The sequence below is a fragment of the Wolbachia endosymbiont (group B) of Ischnura elegans genome, assembly GCF_947251585.1.
Taxonomy (GTDB): Bacteria; Pseudomonadota; Alphaproteobacteria; order Rickettsiales; family Anaplasmataceae; genus Wolbachia.
This window is the reverse complement of record NZ_OX366371.1, coordinates 873,676-891,376: the sequence shown is the minus strand read 5'-3', so window position 1 is coordinate 891,376 and position 17,701 is coordinate 873,676. Positions and strand designations below refer to the sequence as shown.

General features: G+C 33.3%; 13 protein-coding genes, 1 tRNA gene and 3 pseudogenes. 8 read left to right on the top strand and 9 right to left on the bottom strand.

From position 1 onward, the window contains the following. Positions 1-271 precede the first annotated feature (271 nt). Both OPR58_RS04520 and tkt read right to left on the bottom strand, forming a co-directional pair. Positions 272-4,543 (bottom strand): hypothetical protein, encoded by a 4,272-nt coding sequence (locus OPR58_RS04520; RefSeq protein WP_265023083.1) that lies wholly within the window; start codon positions 4,541-4,543, stop codon positions 272-274. 367 nt (positions 4,544-4,910) lie between these two features. Beyond that, positions 4,911-6,875 carry a transketolase gene (tkt, locus tag OPR58_RS04515; RefSeq protein ID WP_265023082.1) on the bottom strand — a complete coding sequence of 655 codons (1,965 nt, stop codon included), beginning with the start codon at positions 6,873-6,875 and terminating at the stop codon, positions 4,911-4,913. Positions 6,876-6,988: 113 nt separating this feature from the next. Between tkt and rpsD the strand changes: the two genes are divergently transcribed. The 6 genes from rpsD (at position 6,989) to lipA (ending at position 9,731) form a co-directional block, all read left to right on the top strand. Next, the gene (rpsD, locus tag OPR58_RS04510; protein WP_006012690.1) at positions 6,989-7,603 is read left to right on the top strand and encodes a 30S ribosomal protein S4; all 615 of its coding nucleotides are present in this window, start codon (positions 6,989-6,991) and stop codon (positions 7,601-7,603) included. Positions 7,604-7,613: 10 nt separating this feature from the next. After that, positions 7,614-7,700 (top strand) — tRNA-Leu (locus OPR58_RS04505). A gap of 20 nt (positions 7,701-7,720) precedes the next feature. Next, positions 7,721-7,915 (top strand): Fe-S cluster assembly protein IscX, encoded by a 195-nt coding sequence (gene iscX, locus OPR58_RS04500; RefSeq protein ID WP_007302643.1) that lies wholly within the window; start codon positions 7,721-7,723, stop codon positions 7,913-7,915. A gap of 330 nt (positions 7,916-8,245) precedes the next feature. Continuing rightward, positions 8,246-8,506, top strand: coding sequence for a DciA family protein (locus OPR58_RS04495; RefSeq protein WP_254229807.1), 261 nt, complete (start codon positions 8,246-8,248; stop codon positions 8,504-8,506). 54 nt (positions 8,507-8,560) lie between these two features. Next, entirely contained in the window at positions 8,561-8,875 is a 315-nt protein-coding gene (gene rpmB / locus OPR58_RS04490) for a 50S ribosomal protein L28 (protein WP_007302640.1), read from the top strand. Then, the gene (lipA, locus tag OPR58_RS04485) at positions 8,868-9,731 is read left to right on the top strand and encodes a lipoyl synthase (RefSeq protein WP_108784143.1); all 864 of its coding nucleotides are present in this window, start codon (positions 8,868-8,870) and stop codon (positions 9,729-9,731) included. The genes rpmB and lipA overlap by 8 nt, the downstream gene beginning before the upstream one ends. A 496-nt stretch (positions 9,732-10,227) precedes the next feature. Here lipA and OPR58_RS04480 read toward each other — a convergent pair whose 3' ends face one another. Continuing rightward, a complete protein-coding gene (locus OPR58_RS04480) occupies positions 10,228-11,187 on the bottom strand; it encodes an IS5 family transposase (RefSeq protein WP_265022212.1) in 960 nt (319 codons plus the stop codon). Positions 11,188-11,285: 98 nt separating this feature from the next. On the opposite strand from OPR58_RS04480, the pseudogene OPR58_RS04475 reads away from it, so the two are divergent. Then, positions 11,286-11,843: pseudogene (locus OPR58_RS04475) on the top strand (patatin-like phospholipase family protein); the annotation flags it as partial. A gap of 88 nt (positions 11,844-11,931) precedes the next feature. Here the strand turns inward: OPR58_RS04475 and wmk (OPR58_RS04470) are convergent. Next, entirely contained in the window at positions 11,932-12,843 is a 912-nt protein-coding gene (wmk, locus tag OPR58_RS04470; protein ID WP_265023081.1) for a WO male-killing family protein Wmk, read from the bottom strand. A 25-nt stretch (positions 12,844-12,868) separates the two neighbouring features. Beyond that, positions 12,869-13,579 carry a WO male-killing family protein Wmk gene (gene wmk / locus OPR58_RS04465; protein WP_406846508.1) on the bottom strand — a complete coding sequence of 237 codons (711 nt, stop codon included), beginning with the start codon at positions 13,577-13,579 and terminating at the stop codon, positions 12,869-12,871. Positions 13,580-13,673: 94 nt separating this feature from the next. On the opposite strand from wmk (OPR58_RS04465), the gene OPR58_RS04460 reads away from it, so the two are divergent. Further along, complete coding sequence (locus OPR58_RS04460; protein WP_265022212.1) at positions 13,674-14,633, top strand: IS5 family transposase; 960 nt, start codon at positions 13,674-13,676, stop codon at positions 14,631-14,633. 30 nt (positions 14,634-14,663) lie between these two features. Here the strand turns inward: OPR58_RS04460 and OPR58_RS04455 are convergent. The 4 genes and pseudogenes from OPR58_RS04455 to OPR58_RS04440 all read right to left on the bottom strand — a co-directional run. Next, positions 14,664-14,900: pseudogene (locus OPR58_RS04455) on the bottom strand (helix-turn-helix domain-containing protein); the annotation flags it as partial. An 87-nt stretch (positions 14,901-14,987) separates the two neighbouring features. Then, a complete protein-coding gene (locus tag OPR58_RS04450) occupies positions 14,988-16,190 on the bottom strand; it encodes a hypothetical protein (RefSeq protein ID WP_265023080.1) in 1,203 nt (400 codons plus the stop codon). A 103-nt stretch (positions 16,191-16,293) separates the two neighbouring features. Continuing rightward, positions 16,294-16,950 carry a JAB domain-containing protein gene (locus OPR58_RS04445; protein ID WP_265023079.1) on the bottom strand — a complete coding sequence of 219 codons (657 nt, stop codon included), beginning with the start codon at positions 16,948-16,950 and terminating at the stop codon, positions 16,294-16,296. 170 nt (positions 16,951-17,120) lie between these two features. Beyond that, positions 17,121-17,679, bottom strand: a pseudogene (locus OPR58_RS04440) (helix-turn-helix domain-containing protein); the annotation flags it as partial. Between the last annotated feature and the right edge of the window lie 22 nt (positions 17,680-17,701).

The following is a 17,701-nucleotide window of genomic DNA, read 5'->3' as shown; positions in this document are numbered from 1 at the left end:
CTATCTAGTTTATTGTTTTTTATACTAATTATGCAATTTTTGTAAACTACTTTCTTATACCGTGAATGGACAAAGTTGATAAGCCTAAACGCCATCATGTCTTTAGGAGAGTCTGCTAATGAAGGCTCTTAAGTTGACGCCATTGCGTGAACGGTTACACTTTCAGTATAATAAACCAGAGAGGAGAACCTTGCTGCAAAACGGTCCTTATGACCAAGAGTATGTACGGTTCCTCCTCTCTGCGTGTCTTTATACCGCCATTTCGTGACATTTATAAAGACTTGTTTTTAACATATAAGAGTATCAATTCATAACTACCCTTATTATCTTTACGTGCAGTTCTACCTTTAATCTGTGTTTCTTCTTTTATGTCAAGTGAAAAGAATGTCTGTATAACATGCACCCCACCGCTATTTTCTACAGCAACACTAGACTTAAAATCAACACCACGACCCATACCTCTTGTTGCTAGTGTTACTGTTTTTGTAATGCCTGCTTCATCAATATACTTCTCTTTAGCCTGTCCTTCCGTATTTTCTGTTAATGTGTATAAGCGGTCAAATTTGCCGAGGAATTTTTCTTTAAATTTGTTTATTTCAGTATCTGTATCAAAAAATATTAATACTGATTGTCCTGAGCCCATCTTAGAATTTGTATGATTGAAAATTTTGTTAAGCCATTCTTCCTCTGAATCCTGAGATAAAAAATTTTCACTTGAATTAAATTTTAAATGAGAATCACCAAAAAAAGATGGCATGATGGAATTTTCTCTGATGTTATAAAATTCTCTTACCGCTTTTTTCTCATGATCATCTAACGTAGTTAAGGTACCACTCACTCCTAAGATAAGAGGATATTTCTCCGGCAATTTTACATAAGACACTTTGCCACAGTCTATATTCAAATAACCATAATTTTTATGATTAAAGTCTTTTTTCTTCAATCTAAAATAATTAAATATGTTGTAGTAACCAGAGTAAGTATAAATGGAATAAATTCCATTGTCTTTTCTATAGCTTATAATTCCATTATCATTAATTTTATACTTATTAATGTACCAATCTTGATCACTTCCTTTTGTAACGCATATTGCAGCATCAATCATCTTATCAAGATGCTCTTCATAGAGAGACTGATTAGTATACTCTTCCTCAATAACCACATTCTTTTCTTCCTTCAAAAGATAGTATTTTCCAGATTTAAATCTATTAAACTCTTGAAATTCTTGATTTCTTTCTCCTACCTCTTTCAAAATAGTACTTTTTTCATAATCTTTGCTGGCCATTCCCCATATTTTCTCTTGAATACTAGCTAGTCCTGAAATACGTATAGTATTACATGCACCATAAGTATTTCCATAGAATTGATCAGAAAAGAAAACATCTACTTCATCGATTAGTAAAATAGTATTGCTGATATCCTCTTGCTTTATCTGTCCAGATTGCTCCACGCTATGATTTAAAATACGGCCTTCAACTAATTCTCTTAAATCTTGTTTCTTGCCATTTACCTCAGGCTTTATCACTTCATTTGCCATCTTCTCAAATGTACCATAAGTTATCTTGTCACCAATACCAAACTCCTTAAAAAAGCCGTTAAAATCTTGTTGATCTCGAGCTGCTAAGTATTCACTATAACAAACAGTTCTGACCTTATGACCTGTCAATACTAATAGTGAAGAGAGTAAACCTAGTACAAGCGATTTCCCTTGCCCTGTTAAGACTTGCGCAAGATGCTTATCAACACCTTTAGAGTCTTTATCAACACTTAACAATCGCAAAATGCATAATATTTGAATACAATGTGGCTTTAAGCTTTTTCCTGTACTTGCAATATCCTTTGATTCTTGTATAGACCACACAGCAGCTAATCCAGCAAGAAGATCAGGTAAAGTTTCTCTCTTGAATTTTGTGTTCCATTCATCAATTTTAATTTGTTTTGATTGCTCCCGTACCTTTTCAGTAATAAATTTAATTTTATCTTGGTAATTTTTGTCAGAAGTCTCTTGTATATAGGAGTTAAATTCTTTTAAGTATCTGTTATAGCAATCTCTTAGTGTTTCTACTGTGCTATTATTGTTTTCTTTTCTATATAGCTCTAAAGCTTTGTCTATATCAATCTCATCTTGTTTTCTTAAATACCAAAAAGATTCCCCTATGATACCAATTCGTTTTTTAAAATCCTCATAAGATATGCTATTCCCTACTACAGAAATAAACGGCTTTGTACTTTCTTCTTTGAATATATCGAAAGACACGTAGTTAGGTTGCTCCTTTAGATAAAGAAAAGATTTCTTAATTGCTGACAGTAACTCACTTGCTGCACTCAAATTATCGTCATCAGACCATTTTTTTTGCTCAAGTAAATTACTTACACTATTTAATAGATCTTGAGTGATTTCAATTAAGTAGTGATTAGGGATATTATCCTTATATTTTTTGATGAAATTTTCAGGATCTAAAACCTTATATGAATTTTTATCTTTATTGGCTACTTCTACTTCAGTTAAGTCATTATTAGTTCCTTTAATAAACCAACTGAATTCTATACTATTTAAATCCTCTAAAAATTCATTAAACGATCTAAAGTACTTAATGAACCCTTGTGATTTTGCTTTTTTATCAAGTGCAGTACTTGCAATATCAAGTAGTGTGTTACGTATTGCTTCCATGTTTTGCTTGAACTCCCCATAAGGAAACTTATCAGGAATTTTTTCTAAAATAAATTTTCTATTCTTCCAATACTCGTTATATACATCTACCAAGTCTCTAAAATCACTAGATTGTTCATCTAAAAACGCCTTCTTAATAGATTTTATTTGTTTTGTTAAAATATCTCGATCAATTTCTGAAACTTCTTTTGAGAGATAAGGACTTGTTTGTGCTATAAACCTTATAACATTATGTGTTGCTATTCGAAATGACTCATAATGATCACCTTCTGTGTTTTTAATAAAATCCATATAGCCTTGTATGAGAGGTTCAAATAACTTTAATTCTTTTTCGGAAAGCAGATTAGTAATTGCACTGTCAATAATATATATCCATGCTAAGCGCTCTTGAGATGATATGGATGATAACTCATTATTGCCAAAGAAATTGGAAACAGAGTTTTTTATACGTTGCAACCACGTTTCATCACCAGGGTCCTGTAACGATTTAAGTTTGTATTCAAATTCTTTTTTGTCAGAATAATAACCGGGCTCAAAATATTTCATTAGTGTAAAGATAAAGTGATATTGCTGTTCGAGAGAGCGGTTTAGAGAGGAAGTTAATGGCCAATTTATAGTTTGTATTAAGCCCCATTTTCCTTGACCGTCTTTTTTCAGTAGATCATTAACAGAAATATCTGTTTTACTACTAATCTCTAAAATTAGCTCCTGAAAGCTCTTACAAAGATAAAAATACATAGGATGAGTTAAAGGTGTAAAACTTTGTGAAGAAGCAAGTTTCCCTAGTGCTTCTCCCCTCATTTCCTTTATCCTTTTAAATAAAGCATTCCATGAATCACCTACAAGATCCAGGAAAGGTTGCTCACTCATCATATCAACAAGATCTGCAAACAACTCCATATCTTTATTACTGATATAAAATACCGATTTATCATGCAAGTCAGATAAATGATCTACCATAACAGATGGAGCCATTACAGAAATAGACCAAAGATATTTGTCATATAAGATACTTCCGTGATTATTTATTCCATCTTTACAGATTTGTTGTAATCCTGTCAGCAAATCCCTTGTATAAAATTGATCAACTCGAGAAAACTCTTTCTTTCTTATATCCAGAGCTCTTTCTCTATTAAGCAATTGTTGACTACTACTATTTGTCTCGCGTGAAATGTTCTGATTATTAACTACATCATCTAATATCGATATATTACTAGAGAACTTTCTCCAATCTTCTAATCTTTTAGAAAACTGAAAAAGATCCTCTGCATACTCAAGATTATCTGCAGTTTTACCACTTCTATCCTGCAAAAACTGTTTAAATTGTTCATAAGCTTTATCCCTGTTATTTAATAATTCATCTTCTATAATTTTAGTAATTTTAAGCTTTTCAAGAAAATTTCGTTTTATACCTATAGGATGCCCAGCAAAATCTAACTCTTCAATCTTGTTGAAGCTTACTCTTGCAATAAAGTTTTCCTGATCAAAAGTAAATAAATAACCTGGACTTTGCTTCCTAATATAAACTGTTTTATTATTATGTGGATGAGTAAATTGACACGAATCTATTTCTATCAAATGATCGTTCTTCCATTGTCCCTCTATATATCCATTTTCACCAAATGACTTCCTTGTTCCCTTATTTTCATTAAAGCTACTTTGGCCAACTTTTTTAGATTTGCCGTCTTTCCAAGTATGCTGCTTAAAATGTGATACAGTAGGAATAGACTCCAGGTCAGAATCACTTTCACAAGATATAGAAGATCTCTCAACCTTATCACTAGCATCACAGTACTCCTCATCAGAGGAATTAGCTGAAAAAGACAGCAAATTCTGACTTACCTGCTGACTATTAGAATTTCCTACGTGCATAATACCCCCTATAAAGAATTATCAATATTCTTAATTTAAGATGTTTTATTCTTTGAAAAGAGGCAAGAAAAATTTTATATGTCGATAAATAAGGTTCTCAAAACACGGTGTTTTTTTCCAAAATTTGTTGATTGAGTTATGGTGGTTGAAATAGCAAACCAATTAAGTTGCTTCGTCCAGCGCTCTCTTTTAGTTAATTATTGTTTTTTCCTTATAAAAATTTAGCTTACCTTTTACATCTAAATAGCTAACAAAATTCGGCCTTTTATAGATGAGTAACCCTCTAGGAATTATCTTCTTGAATTCTATGATATTATTTTTTGTAACATTGTTATACATATCATAATAACGGTACTGGCTGAGTTCATTAAGTAATTTTATGGGCAGTAGAATGATAAAAAGCGTTTTCACAAACACATTTTACTACATAATCAGCGCTAATATTAAAATGCTTATAAAGAGCTTCATAAGGTGCTGATTCTCCGAAACTTTTCATGCCAATAAATATACCATTTGAGCCTATATATTTATGCCAACCCACTTCACTTCCAGCTTCAATTGCAACTTTGATGCTGTCATTATTTAATACTACCGCTTTATATTCATCACTTTGCTCGTCAAAAAGCCTCCAACACGGCATAGAAATGACCCTTGTTCCTACACCTTTTTCCTGTAATTTTTCTCTTGCCTCAACTGCAATTTCAACTTCAGATCCGGTAGCAAATATCGTCACTTCTAGCTTCCCTGAATATTCGCATAGTATATATGCACCAAATTTTGATAGGTTGGCCAATTGGTCAGTATAAGAGTGCATGTAATTAATATTTTGCCTTGAAAGTGCAAATAACGATGGAGATTCTTTTTTTTCCAATGCAATGCTAATGCACTCCAAAGTTTCAATTGCATCTGCTGGCCTAAAAACATACAGATTTGGTATAGCTCTCAAAGAAGCTAAATGCTCTACTGGCTGGTGAGTTGGACCATCCTCCCCTACTCCAATTGAGTCATGAGTCATTACATATATAACCTGCTGTTTCATCAAAGCTGAAAGACGTATAGCAGGGCGGCAGTAATCGGAAAATACTAAAAAAGTTCCACCATAAGGAATAATTCCACCATGAAGAGCCATACCATTCATACAAGCTGCCATAGCGTGCTCTCTCACTCCATAGTGGACATAAGAACCATCATAATTATTACTATCTATTGCCTGCATGTGCTTATATTTAGTACAATTTGAACCGGTAAGATCAGCAGAGCCACCAATTAGTTCTGGCATAGACTTAGTTAATAGTTCCATTACTCTGCCGAAAGAAGATCGAGTAGCTTCGTTTGGCATGAGCTCACATATTTGTTTCTTCAGGTTAGCCAAATCACTCTCGATGTTATTCGGCAAACATTTCTCAAGTCTTCTTTGTAGTTCTTCATTGATCAAGGATGTATAGTTTTGCTTTGCCCTCTTAACTGTTTCTATCCAAGCATTTCTCACATCTTCTGGTACATGAAATGGTTCATAGTCCCAATTTAATTTTTCTCTCATCTGTTTTACATCTTCCTCTGTAAAGGCACCACTATGAGCAGAAGATGTGCCAGCACGGCTTGAAAATTTTCCGATAATAGTTTTGCAACAGATTAGTGTAGGTTTATCAGACTTTTGCGCCTGCTCTATTGCAAGGGATATAGCATCAAAGTCATGCCCATCGATTTTGTCAACATTCCATCCATACGCTGAAAAACGCTTTTCTACATCATCAGAGCAAGAGAGGCTAGTAGAGCCGTCTATAGAGATGTCATTGTCGTCAAAAAATGCTATCAGCTTATTTAATTTAAGATGCCCAGCAAGGGACGCTGCTTCATGGCTTATACCTTCCATAAGACAACCATCTCCTAGCATTACATAAGTGTAGTGACTGATTTCAAACTGCTTTTCAAGAATCGATTCAGCAAGTGCCATGCCAACAGCAGTGGCAAATCCCTGACCAAGCGGGCCTGTTGTTGCTTCTATACCAGAAGTTAAGCCAAATTCTGGGTGACCTGGAGTTTTTGATGTAAGTTGCCTGAAGTTTTTTAGTTCATCTATACTAATGTAGCCTGTCAGATATAATATAGAGTATTGCAACATTGAACCGTGACCATTTGATAGGACGAAACGATCTCTACTGATCCATTGAGAATCATCAGGGTTATGGTTTAGATATTTAGCAAACAATACAGTGGCAACATCTGCCATGCCAAGTGGCATACCTGGGTGTCCAGAATTTGCTTTTTGTACTGCATCAATTGATAAAAAGCGGACAGCATTTGCCATGGATTTTAGTAGTAGATGATTCATGTATTAATAGGAAAACTTAAAAGTGAAGTATACTACATCATAGTGGCAAAAACAAGTTGACACTTAATGTTAAAATCATTAATAATTTATAGTTAGATTGTGAGAATTTTTGTATGACAACTGTTATCAATAGAAAGTATAGAATCAGTCGCAGGCTTGGTGTAAACTTATGGGGTAGAGCAAAAGATTCGGTCAATAAAAGAAAATACCCTCCAGGTCAGCATGGTATTCTTGGATTTAAGAAGTTATCTGATTTTGGTAAGCAGTTTGCTGCACATAAGAAATTTAAGTTCTACTATGCAATTTCAAGTAAGCAGCTTAGACGTACATTTTTAGATGCCTACAAAAGAAAGGGTTATACGGCTGATAATTTTATTGGTGCCTTGGAATCAAGGTTAAGTTCTGTTTTATATCACTCTGGTTTTGTGCCAACAATTTACTCGGCAAAACAGCTTATATCTCATAAACATGTTACAGTTAATGATAAGGTGGTTAACATATCAAGTTATAGAGTGAAGCCTGGTGATATAGTAAAAATAAGGGAAAGAGCAGCAAAAATTCCTATATTAATAGAGGCTGAACAAAAACAAGAACGTAAGGCTCCAGATTATTTAGAGGCAGATAGCAAAGCACTTTCAGTGAAGTATTTGAGAGCGCCTCAATATTCCGAAGTCCCCTATTCAGCAGACATGGAAGTCAATTTAGTAGTAGAATTTTACTCTAGATAAACAACATAAGGCCCGTGTGGCGGAATCGGTAGACGCAGCGGACTTAAAATCCGTGGGTTTTGCGACCTTGGGAGTTCAAGTCTCCCCATGGGCACCAGTTTAATTTATTAAAAAAGTATGAAATGGCTTGATATAGAAGATATTGCAGAAGCTCTAGAAGAGAAATTTCCAAATGAAGATATAATTAGTATTAGATTCACTGAACTTAAAAGAAAAGTCTTGGATTTAGAAGAGTTTGATGATGATGAAAAGTATTGTAATGAAAAAATATTAGAGGCCATTCAAGCAGCTTGGATTGCAGAAAGATCTTAAAAAACAGATAGCTATAAGAAAATTACTGCATACAGTAAAAAGATAATCTTCTTGGAAATACTATACTTTACTCGAATTTTAATTAGCTTCATAATAATTTAACAAATTAAAATTAAAAATGATTACAAGGTAGGAAACACAAAATTCTGGCAAATGCTAGATATACAAATACTGCTTTTTATGTGTGAGGCCGAGGATTATGAAAACAATAAGTTAGTTTTTTGTATAAGAAAGTTGTAATATAATTTAATTTTAAGCACTGGAAAGATGTTTAAATATAGCGGGCCAAAGAAATTAAAATCTATAATAGAAAACTATGCATTAAAATGCATGAAAAATAAGATCAGCAAAAATGAAATACGTCTTATTTTAAACTGGAAAAGTATAGTTGGAGAGGAATTAGCAGAATGTACAAAACCACAAAAGATCTCATACGCACAAAACGTAAATTCTGGTGTTCTGCATCTGTTAGTAACAAATGGCAGTAAAGCATTAGAAATGCAGCATATGGTTTCTCTTGTAATAGAAAAAATTACAGTGTTTTTTGGCTATAAAGCAGTATACGGTATAAAAATCAAGCAAGGGAGTTGACTATTTAACTATATAAGGTTAACCTAGTTACATAGGATAAATTGGTATATTGAAGTGAGTAGAATTTGTGAATTAACAAATAGAAAAAAGTCTTTTGGTAATAAGGTATCGCACTCAAATCGTAAAACAAAGCGTACCTTTCTCTTAAATTTACATAAGGTTACATTAACGAGTAATATATTAGAAAAAAAGTTTAGCTTTCGTATAGCGACAAGAACTTTAAGAACTATAGATTACAAAGGTGATCTTGATGCTTTCTTGCTCAACACAAAAACAATTAAACTAAGTAAAGAAGCGCAAAAGATAAAAAGAAGATTAAAGAAAGTTTTAGCAAAACAAGAGGTAGAGCTAGCTGTTTCAGATGCATAGTAAGCCTACATGGCTCAGAGCAAAAGCTCCAGCTGGTAAAGTATTCAATGAAACCTTAAACACTGTTAAGCTACATAACTTACATACAGTATGCGAAGAAGCTGCGTGTCCAAATATTGGTGAATGTTGGAATAAACGTCATGCTACTGTGATGATTCTCGGTTCTGTTTGTACTCGTGCTTGTGCGTTTTGCAACGTTGCAACTGGCATTCCTGATAAGCTCGATCCTCATGAACCAGAAAATTTAGCAAAAGCAATAAAAAAGTTAAATTTAAAGCACGTTGTCATTACCTCTGTTGACCGTGACGATTTACCAGATGGTGGTGCAAATCAGTTTATAAGGTGTATAGAAGAAATTAGAAAGATAACTTCGGAAACAACAATAGAGATCCTCACTCCTGATTTTTTAAATAAGAAAGGAGCGTTTGAAGCAATAGCTATTGCATCACCTGATGTTTATAACCACAACATCGAAACAGTACCAAGGCTGTATGCAAAAATAAGACCAAGAGCTCGTTATTTTCATTCACTATATTTGCTAAAGATGGTGAAACAGATTAATTCTAAACTTTTCACGAAGTCAGGGCTTATGGTTGGTCTTGGAGAAACAAAAGAAGAAATCTTTCAGGTTATGGATGATTTACGTAGCGCCGAAGTTGATTTCATTACAATTGGTCAATATCTGCAACCAACTCCAAAGCATGCAAAAATTGATAGATATGTTACTCCAGAAGAGTTTGAGCATTATAAATATATTGCTTATTCTAAAGGCTTCTTGGTAGTTGCATCAAGTCCATTAACCCGTTCATCATATCACGCTGAAGAAGATTTTAACAGGCTCAAGGCTTGTAGTTAATATCTTAATTTTTTCAGAGTACAGTTTAATATAGTAATTAATATCTTGACTTTATTTAGAATATAATTTAATATAGGTATTGATGAAGCGAAAAAGTTATGGGTGATTCTAACGAAAAAGTTGACTACACTGAGTTATCAAAATCTTCTATTTCTGACAAAATAAAGCCAAAAAAAAGGTCACATTTTGTCAGCAAGTCCAAGTTAAAGAAATTACACTCGAAGGAAAAAAAGGAGCATGTAAACGATACAAAGAAAAGAAAGAGAAACAAAAACATGAGCTCAATAAAAAACCACAATTATGGAAGAGAGGTGCTCTTGCTCCACCAGTAATTGGGTTACTAGTAAGTTTAGCATTAATCACAGGAAATTATTCATTCTTAACTACGGCTTTAGTTGCTGTAGCTGTTACATTAGCAATATATGAATTTGAGTATTTACTTAAACCTGAATGGCTTTGTTGCATAGCACTGATAGGCATGTAAATCACAATGAACTTACGCAGCTAATTTAAATTTAGCCATACCAATATCAGTAAATTTGTTCAGTAAGTAGCACTTAATTAACAGCTCTTTTTCACGATTTACCTCTGATTTATTTTTCAAGCCAAACCCAAATATTTGCTTCAACCTATAGAAAAAGACTTCAATATAAGACCGTGCTCCATACTTAACTTTTTTCTTCCATTCATTAATACCATCTTCATAATTCTCATATGACCTAATTCTACTAATATACTTGTTTCTTTCTGATAAGTAGTCAGCTAAACAAATTTTAGTATCCTTCCTAGGGCGAATAATAGGCACAATATTGTATTTTCTGCATTCTTTATACACACTTTTTATATCATAAGCCGCATCTGCTCGAATAGAACAAATGTTATATTTATCACTGACTTCTTCTAACATATCGCAGACCGGCAAATAGTCTACAGCAACACCACTAGTGTAGTTCATGCTTATTGCTTTCTTATCATTTATGTTTAAAATAACATGTAATTTTCTTACTTGACCATAACCACTGTATTTTCTTTTTCGAATATTAAGCTTACTATGCCCACCGTTATTATTGTAGATACTAACTCTAGTGCTATCTACGGCAATTTCAACATTTTCCAGATCATCTTTATTGCTTCTATGGTCATCAATCTTCAAATTAAGCTTTTTAAATCTTCTGGAAGCTTGTGTATAGCTGATAATCTTAAGTTTTTTGCCTATTTGTACCATATAACCTTTTACAAAACCTACAGCTTGTCTCAAGCCAATTCTAAAAAGATGAACTATTATGTGTATTAAAATTACAACTTTATCACTATAAGTGTTATTGCCACCTGCAACTTTTGGACTATTTTCATACCAATTTTCTATGGCTTGATTAACAAAATGAAAAACATTTCCTCTTTTTTTTAGAAACTCATTATATTCTCTTTGGTTACTTACTCTCATTTTTTGTGGCATAAGTTATACTTGTTTGAAAAATGCCTATTTTACAACAAAATGCGTTAGTAACCATAAGCTTTTCTCCTTACAATAACCTCAACCAACACTAGCTATGCAACAAAGCCATTACGAGTTACGATATTCAGAATAACTGCCCATTTTTCTTCAAAAGCTGGAAAGAAGGTAATATTAAGCTAAAAGATGCACTCAGAGCTGCAACGGCTGCCCCTACTTATTTCATACCAAAACATCTAAAAATTGACCAGATAGACAGAGTATTAGTGGATGGCGGGGTTTTTGCAAATAATCCAGCGGCATGTGCATACGCAAGTGGTAAGAAATTGTTTCCAAATGATGAGATTATACTGTTATCGGTAGGTACTGGCAGAACAGATAGAAGCATAGAGTATGCCAATTCAAAGAGATTTGGAAAAATAGGCTGGGTAAAACCACTACTACATGTGATGTTTGCCTCAAGTTTAGATGCAGTAAACTACCAACTTGATCAAGTTATAGCTGATAAATATATACGCATACAATCGCAATTAAAAATAGCGTCACCCGACATGGATAATATTACATCAAAAAATATCAAATCTCTTCAGCAAGAGGCAAAGGCAATGATAGAGGACAACCAGAAAGTGATAGAGAAATTCTGTGATGTTTTATCTTGATAGGTAGAAATACCAAATTCTGCAGAGCTAAACAAAGGTTTAGAATGGATAATATATTAACCATTTTTACTTATATCTTAAACACAATTCAATTTTCACAATCACCCAACTCATCAACAGTTAGGCCACTTGCTCGCACAATAATATCAATTGCAACACCGGCCTTAACTAGATCTTTTGCAACCTTGATCCTTTCTATTTTTTTAACTTTTTCCTTGCCACTTTTCATATCTTCAGATAGAGATTTGACTAATGATTCTTGTTCTCCGTACTCATCCATTAAACTCAATAGCTTTTTGCTTTCTCTTGTTTTAGGTAGCAGAACTTTAATATTCACTGATAATCCTTCTGCTATTTGATATAATTTATCAAATGATATGGCAGTGTATCCTATTTCATACTCGTGTATTTCCTTGAGTGTTAAACCAACTTTGTTTGCTAAATCTTTTTGAGTATACCTTTTTATCAATCTCCATTCTCTTATTCTTTGCCCTACTCTATAGTATATAGAATCAGTGCAGACTTCTTTCTCTGTATTATCATACTCGTAAATAGATAAGGCGGTTGCTTGGGAAATTATGTCAACTGAAACTCCTTCTTTAACTAGATTTTTTGCTACTTCTAATCTTGCCTCCTCTTGATTGATTTTCTCGCTAATATGAACAAACCTGACTAATGAATGTACTATTTTGCCTAACTTTTGATTCTCATATATTTTTGTTAGATAGAGTATTTCTTCGTCTTCATCTTCATACTCTCTTACTGTTATTGGTTTAGGTAATAGATCTACAACATTAACTGACAGTACTCTTGCTATTACATATAGTACTTCAATCGTAATAGGAATATACCCATTTTCATAATTGGTTACTTCTTTATATGCTAATCCGATTTTACTTGCTAACTCTGCTTGAGTACACCTTTGCATTAATCTACAATCTTCTATTTTTTGCCCTATTTTATAACTTATAGAACTAATATCTCTTACAGAAACAAACATATATACCTTACTTAGAAATAAATTTTCATGCAATTTGATCAGCGGATAAACCAACTATTTGCAAAATAATATCAATAGAAATTCCCCCTTTTACTAAATCCTTTGCAACTTTGATTCTTTCCGCTTTCCTCACTTTTTCTTCACAACCTTCAAATAAAGATTTTATTAATGCATTACGTAGTTCTTGGCTCTCAATTTCTTTGTATTCTTTAATCAAATCAGGTAGCTCATTTTCTACTGTACTACCTTCATCTTTCTCTATTAGTAGATCTGTAATATTAATCGATAACGCTTCTGCCATTTCATATAATTTATCAAGTGGAACAGCAGTCCTTCCTTGTTCATAGTTGCTTACTTCGTGACGGGTTGTACTCATTTTCTCTCCTAAATCTTTTTGAGTATACTCTCTCATTAGCCTCCATTCTTTTATCTTCTTTCCTATTTGGCAGTAAATAGAACCTCCTTTTTCTTCAACACATTCATCAGCAGAGAGACCAATTGTTTTCGAAACAACGTCAACAGAAATTCCTGCTTTGACCAAACCTTTTGCAATCTTTATTTTCTCTGCTTTTTTACTACTTTTCTCACTAACTTGAACAAATTTGGTTAATAAACAAAACATCCTACGTAACTCATGATCGTTAATCTTTTTATATTCTCTTACTAGATTTAATATTTCTCCTTCCTCATTTTTAAAGCCGATTTTCTCCTTTGATGCAGGAAGGCTTTGTTGCATAGCTAGTGTTGGTTGAGGTTATTGTAAGGAGAAAAGCTTATGGTTACTAACGCATTTTGTTGTAAAATAGGCATTTTTCAAACAAGTATAACTTATGCCACAAAAAATGAGAGTAAGTAACCAAAGAGAATATAATGAGTTTCTAAAAAAAAGAGGAAATGTTTTTCATTTTGTTAATCAAGCCATAGAAAATTGGTATGAAAATAGTCCAAAAGTTGCAGGTGGCAATAACACTTATAGTGATAAAGTTGTAATTTTAATACACATAATAGTTCATCTTTTTAGAATTGGCTTGAGACAAGCTGTAGGTTTTGTAAAAGGTTATATGGTACAAATAGGCAAAAAACTTAAGATTATCAGCTATACACAAGCTTCCAGAAGATTTAAAAAGCTTAATTTGAAGATTGATGACCATAGAAGCAATAAAGATGATCTGGAAAATGTTGAAATTGCCGTAGATAGCACTAGAGTTAGTATCTACAATAATAACGGTGGGCATAGTAAGCTTAATATTCGAAAAAGAAAATACAGTGGTTATGGTCAAGTAAGAAAATTACATGTTATTTTAAACATAAATGATAAGAAAGCAATAAGCATGAACTACACTAGTGGTGTTGCTGTAGACTATTTGCCGGTCTGCGATATGTTAGAAGAAGTCAGTGATAAATATAACATTTGTTCTATTCGAGCAGATGCGGCTTATGATATAAAAAGTGTGTATAAAGAATGCAGAAAATACAATATTGTGCCTATTATTCGCCCTAGGAAGGATACTAAAATTTGTTTAGCTGACTACTTATCAGAAAGAAACAAGTATATTAGTAGAATTAGGTCATATGAGAATTATGAAGATGGTATTAATGAATGGAAGAAAAAAGTTAAGTATGGAGCACGGTCTTATATTGAAGTCTTTTTCTATAGGTTGAAGCAAATATTTGGGTTTGGCTTGAAAAATAAATCAGAGGTAAATCGTGAAAAAGAGCTGTTAATTAAGTGCTACTTACTGAACAAATTTACTGATATTGGTATGGCTAAATTTAAATTAGCTGCGTAAGTTCATTGTGATTTACATGCCTATCAGTGCTATGCAACAAAGCCATTCTGGAATGAGATCAGTGATACTTACTGACAATGCTTCTGCTATAGCGTACAACCTTTCGATTGAAATTCCACGGTTCCCTTTCTCATATTGCAGTATCACCCAATACTTTACACCAATTTTCTCAGCTAAATCCTTCTGAGTATAACCTCTCTCTAACCTCCAATTTTTTACTTTTTCCCCTACTTCACAGTCTAGACTTTTTTCCACGAAAACAACCATGCGTATAATATTTTCTACTATAGCTCAAAGGCTCCAGATATAACGGTAGAAAAAAACTCTGGAACCTTAAAGTTTGCTGTAGACGCATTAAAGTTCCCTAAAGGTTTCTTTACTACCTCCAAATACCCTATTTACCCATGAAGACGGAGACAATACTTCATCATTGCTAATCTCTTTTATAGCATACTTTTCATTCCATATGCCACATCTAGTGAAATTACCTCTTTCTACCACTTCCTTAAGCTTCACTCCCCCAAAGAGGCAATTTTTTCCAATTTCTTCGCCTCTTTTTTGTAACTCAGCCCACATTTCCTTGTTTTCTACTCTGACTTGTACTTGATCATATTTTTTTACATCGTGGTACAATATAATATTTAGCTTACCAATGCTTGTAGGAAACTCTAATATAATAGAGCTTTCATATGACATATCGATATAGTTTCTTATACCTCCCTTCTCACTTTTAACTTCAACTGCATCATTGCCAATTTTTAAAATATTACTTCCTAACTCTCTCAGTATTTTGGCTACCTCTACCTTGCTATCCCCAGAAAATTCTATATACGATGTTGTATTATCTATCTCAACATCTATTAATTCTCCTTCTTGCATAGCATTTTCGCCAGCTTTCTCTAGTTCTTCTAGTCTCTCATCTATCTGTGGCTGAACTTCTGGTTGTAGCTCATTATAGATTTCACCTATCAGTTTATTCTGTAGTAGAGTATCATGAAACTCTGCACCGCTTAGCATTAATTTACGTATTACCTTTTTACGATCAACCTTATCAAATTTATGAAAATGTGTACTCAACACTACATACTCAGCAAAGCTCCATTCCCCGTCATCACATGCATTTATTCTTGCTCCTGAGGCTAGTACTTGGTCTATAGTTTTGTGCAATTCATTTACGTTTTTTGCTTCTACCACAGCACTTTTAAACCAACTCAACTTTTTGCTTTCACTTATACTTGGCTTTATTTTTTGCAAAGCTGAAGTAAATGGATTTAAATCTTCTGCTTGATCATTTAAAGGTTTTGTGCCATATATGTAGTCAAGTCCTTTCCCATAGTTGATTTTGTTTTCGCGAACTTCTCTACCAGGGAAAGGGGCTATTTCTTCAGGCTTTTTAGCCTTATTAATTTTGCTTACAAAGGTGGATTGCTCCTTAGTACGACCAATTCCTACAATAGCATTCAACACCTCACCTTTTGATAATCTATCAAGATCAATGTTTAACTCGTAAGTACCTCCTTCTTGATCATCAAAAGGTACAATTATTTTATTACCCATATTACCTCCACTATTAAAAATACTTTTTAAGTATACAAACCTTAATTTATACATTATATTACTCATTATAAATTAATGTGAGTAGATTTGCAAATACTTTTTGCTATAACAATCCACTTTCTCTGAAGCTAAAATAGCCCGTACTTGTGATGATAATGTGATCAAATAATCTAACGCTTACAGTACTACACGCTACTGCTAAGCTCTTCGTTACTGCTTGATCTTCTTCTGACGGCTCTAAGCTCCCTCCAGGGTGGTTGTGTGACATTATTATTAATGCTGCATTTTTTATTAATGCTTTTCTTATAATTTCCTTTATGTACACTGGTGCTTTTTCCATTTCACCGATATAGGATTCTTCTCCAATTAGTTGACGCCTTTTATTCAAGTACAGTATTTTTACACATTCCCTTTCTGAGTGGCCTATACTTACGTTTAAGTACTCTACTAGCCTTTGTAAGTCCATTATTGGCTCACTTTTGAGCTTTTCTCTCAGTACCCTTTCTAGTGTTTCCTTAACACACATAATCATTGCTACTGCAGAATCAGTTACTCCTTCTATAACTTTCAGGTCATCCATTTCTCGACCTAAAATCCTTCCTACTCCTGTATAAGTATTCACCAGATTTTTAGCAATTTCCTGAGCTTGTGGCCTTTCATGTACCGCACTTAGAAACGTTTCCATTATTTCACGATCAAGTAGTGCTTTGCCTTTGCTTTCTAATATTCTGAATTCGATTTCTTCTTTACTTTGATTCATATAATTTACCCTTCACTAACAACAAACTTTTTTTAAATATTTACTGCTGTTTTTTTATCAGCATTGGCATAAAGCCATAGCTTTTGAGTGAAGTCAAATCAATTTCTCAATCTTTTTTACTTATTTTTTCATCTAAGAGTAAAGATATTAATATATACTGATTTTTTATTTTAAATCTGTTGAATTTCGCCTAAAGAGAGGCCTGTTATTTGCAAAATAATATCGGTAGAAATTCCTCCTTTCACTAAATCCTTTGCAATTTTCATCTTTTCTGCTCTTTTCACTTTTTCTTCGCAAATTTGTATGCTTTCAAACAGAGATTTTATTAGCGCATAGCGTAATTCTTGACTCTCAATTTTTTTTGTATTCTTTTATTAAATCAGGTAGCTCACTTTCTACTATCTCATCTTCCTCTATGAGCAGATCTGTAATGCTAATTGATAATGTTTCTGCTATTGCATATAATTTTTCCAGTGGAATGGCCACACGTCCTTGCTCATAGTTGCTTATTTCATCACGTGTTGTACTCATTTTTTCTGCTAAATCCTTCTGAGTATATTCCCGCACTAGTCTCCATTCTTTTATCTTTTTTCCTATTTGGTAGTAGATAGAACCCGTTTTTTCTTCAACACATTCATCAGCAGATAGACCAATTGTTTTTGAAACAGTATCAACAGAAACTCCTGCTTTCACCAGACCTTTTGCAATTTTTATTCTCTCCGTTTTTTTGTAACCGTTCACGGATTGTGAG

Excerpts from the sequence above, each read along its gene's own strand:
- OPR58_RS04450 (WP_265023080.1), bottom strand. The coding sequence starts at position 16,190 with ATGGGTAATAAAATAATTGTACCTTTTGATGATCAAGAAGGAGGTACT.
- tkt (WP_265023082.1), bottom strand. The coding sequence starts at position 6,875 with ATGAATCATCTACTACTAAAATCCATGGCAAATGCTGTCCGCTTTTTA.
- OPR58_RS04460 (WP_265022212.1), top strand. The coding sequence starts at position 13,674 with ATGCCACAAAAAATGAGAGTAAGTAACCAAAGAGAATATAATGAGTTT.
- wmk (WP_406846508.1), bottom strand. The coding sequence starts at position 13,579 with ATGCAACAAAGCCTTCCTGCATCAAAGGAGAAAATCGGCTTTAAAAAT.
- wmk (WP_265023081.1), bottom strand. The coding sequence starts at position 12,843 with ATGTTTGTTTCTGTAAGAGATATTAGTTCTATAAGTTATAAAATAGGG.
- OPR58_RS04480 (WP_265022212.1), bottom strand. The coding sequence starts at position 11,187 with ATGCCACAAAAAATGAGAGTAAGTAACCAAAGAGAATATAATGAGTTT.
- OPR58_RS04520 (WP_265023083.1), bottom strand. The coding sequence starts at position 4,543 with ATGCACGTAGGAAATTCTAATAGTCAGCAGGTAAGTCAGAATTTGCTG.
- iscX (WP_007302643.1), top strand. The coding sequence starts at position 7,721 with ATGAAATGGCTTGATATAGAAGATATTGCAGAAGCTCTAGAAGAGAAA.
- lipA (WP_108784143.1), top strand. The coding sequence starts at position 8,868 with ATGCATAGTAAGCCTACATGGCTCAGAGCAAAAGCTCCAGCTGGTAAA.
- rpsD (WP_006012690.1), top strand. The coding sequence starts at position 6,989 with ATGACAACTGTTATCAATAGAAAGTATAGAATCAGTCGCAGGCTTGGT.
- OPR58_RS04445 (WP_265023079.1), bottom strand. The coding sequence starts at position 16,950 with ATGAATCAAAGTAAAGAAGAAATCGAATTCAGAATATTAGAAAGCAAA.
- OPR58_RS04495 (WP_254229807.1), top strand. The coding sequence starts at position 8,246 with ATGAAAAATAAGATCAGCAAAAATGAAATACGTCTTATTTTAAACTGG.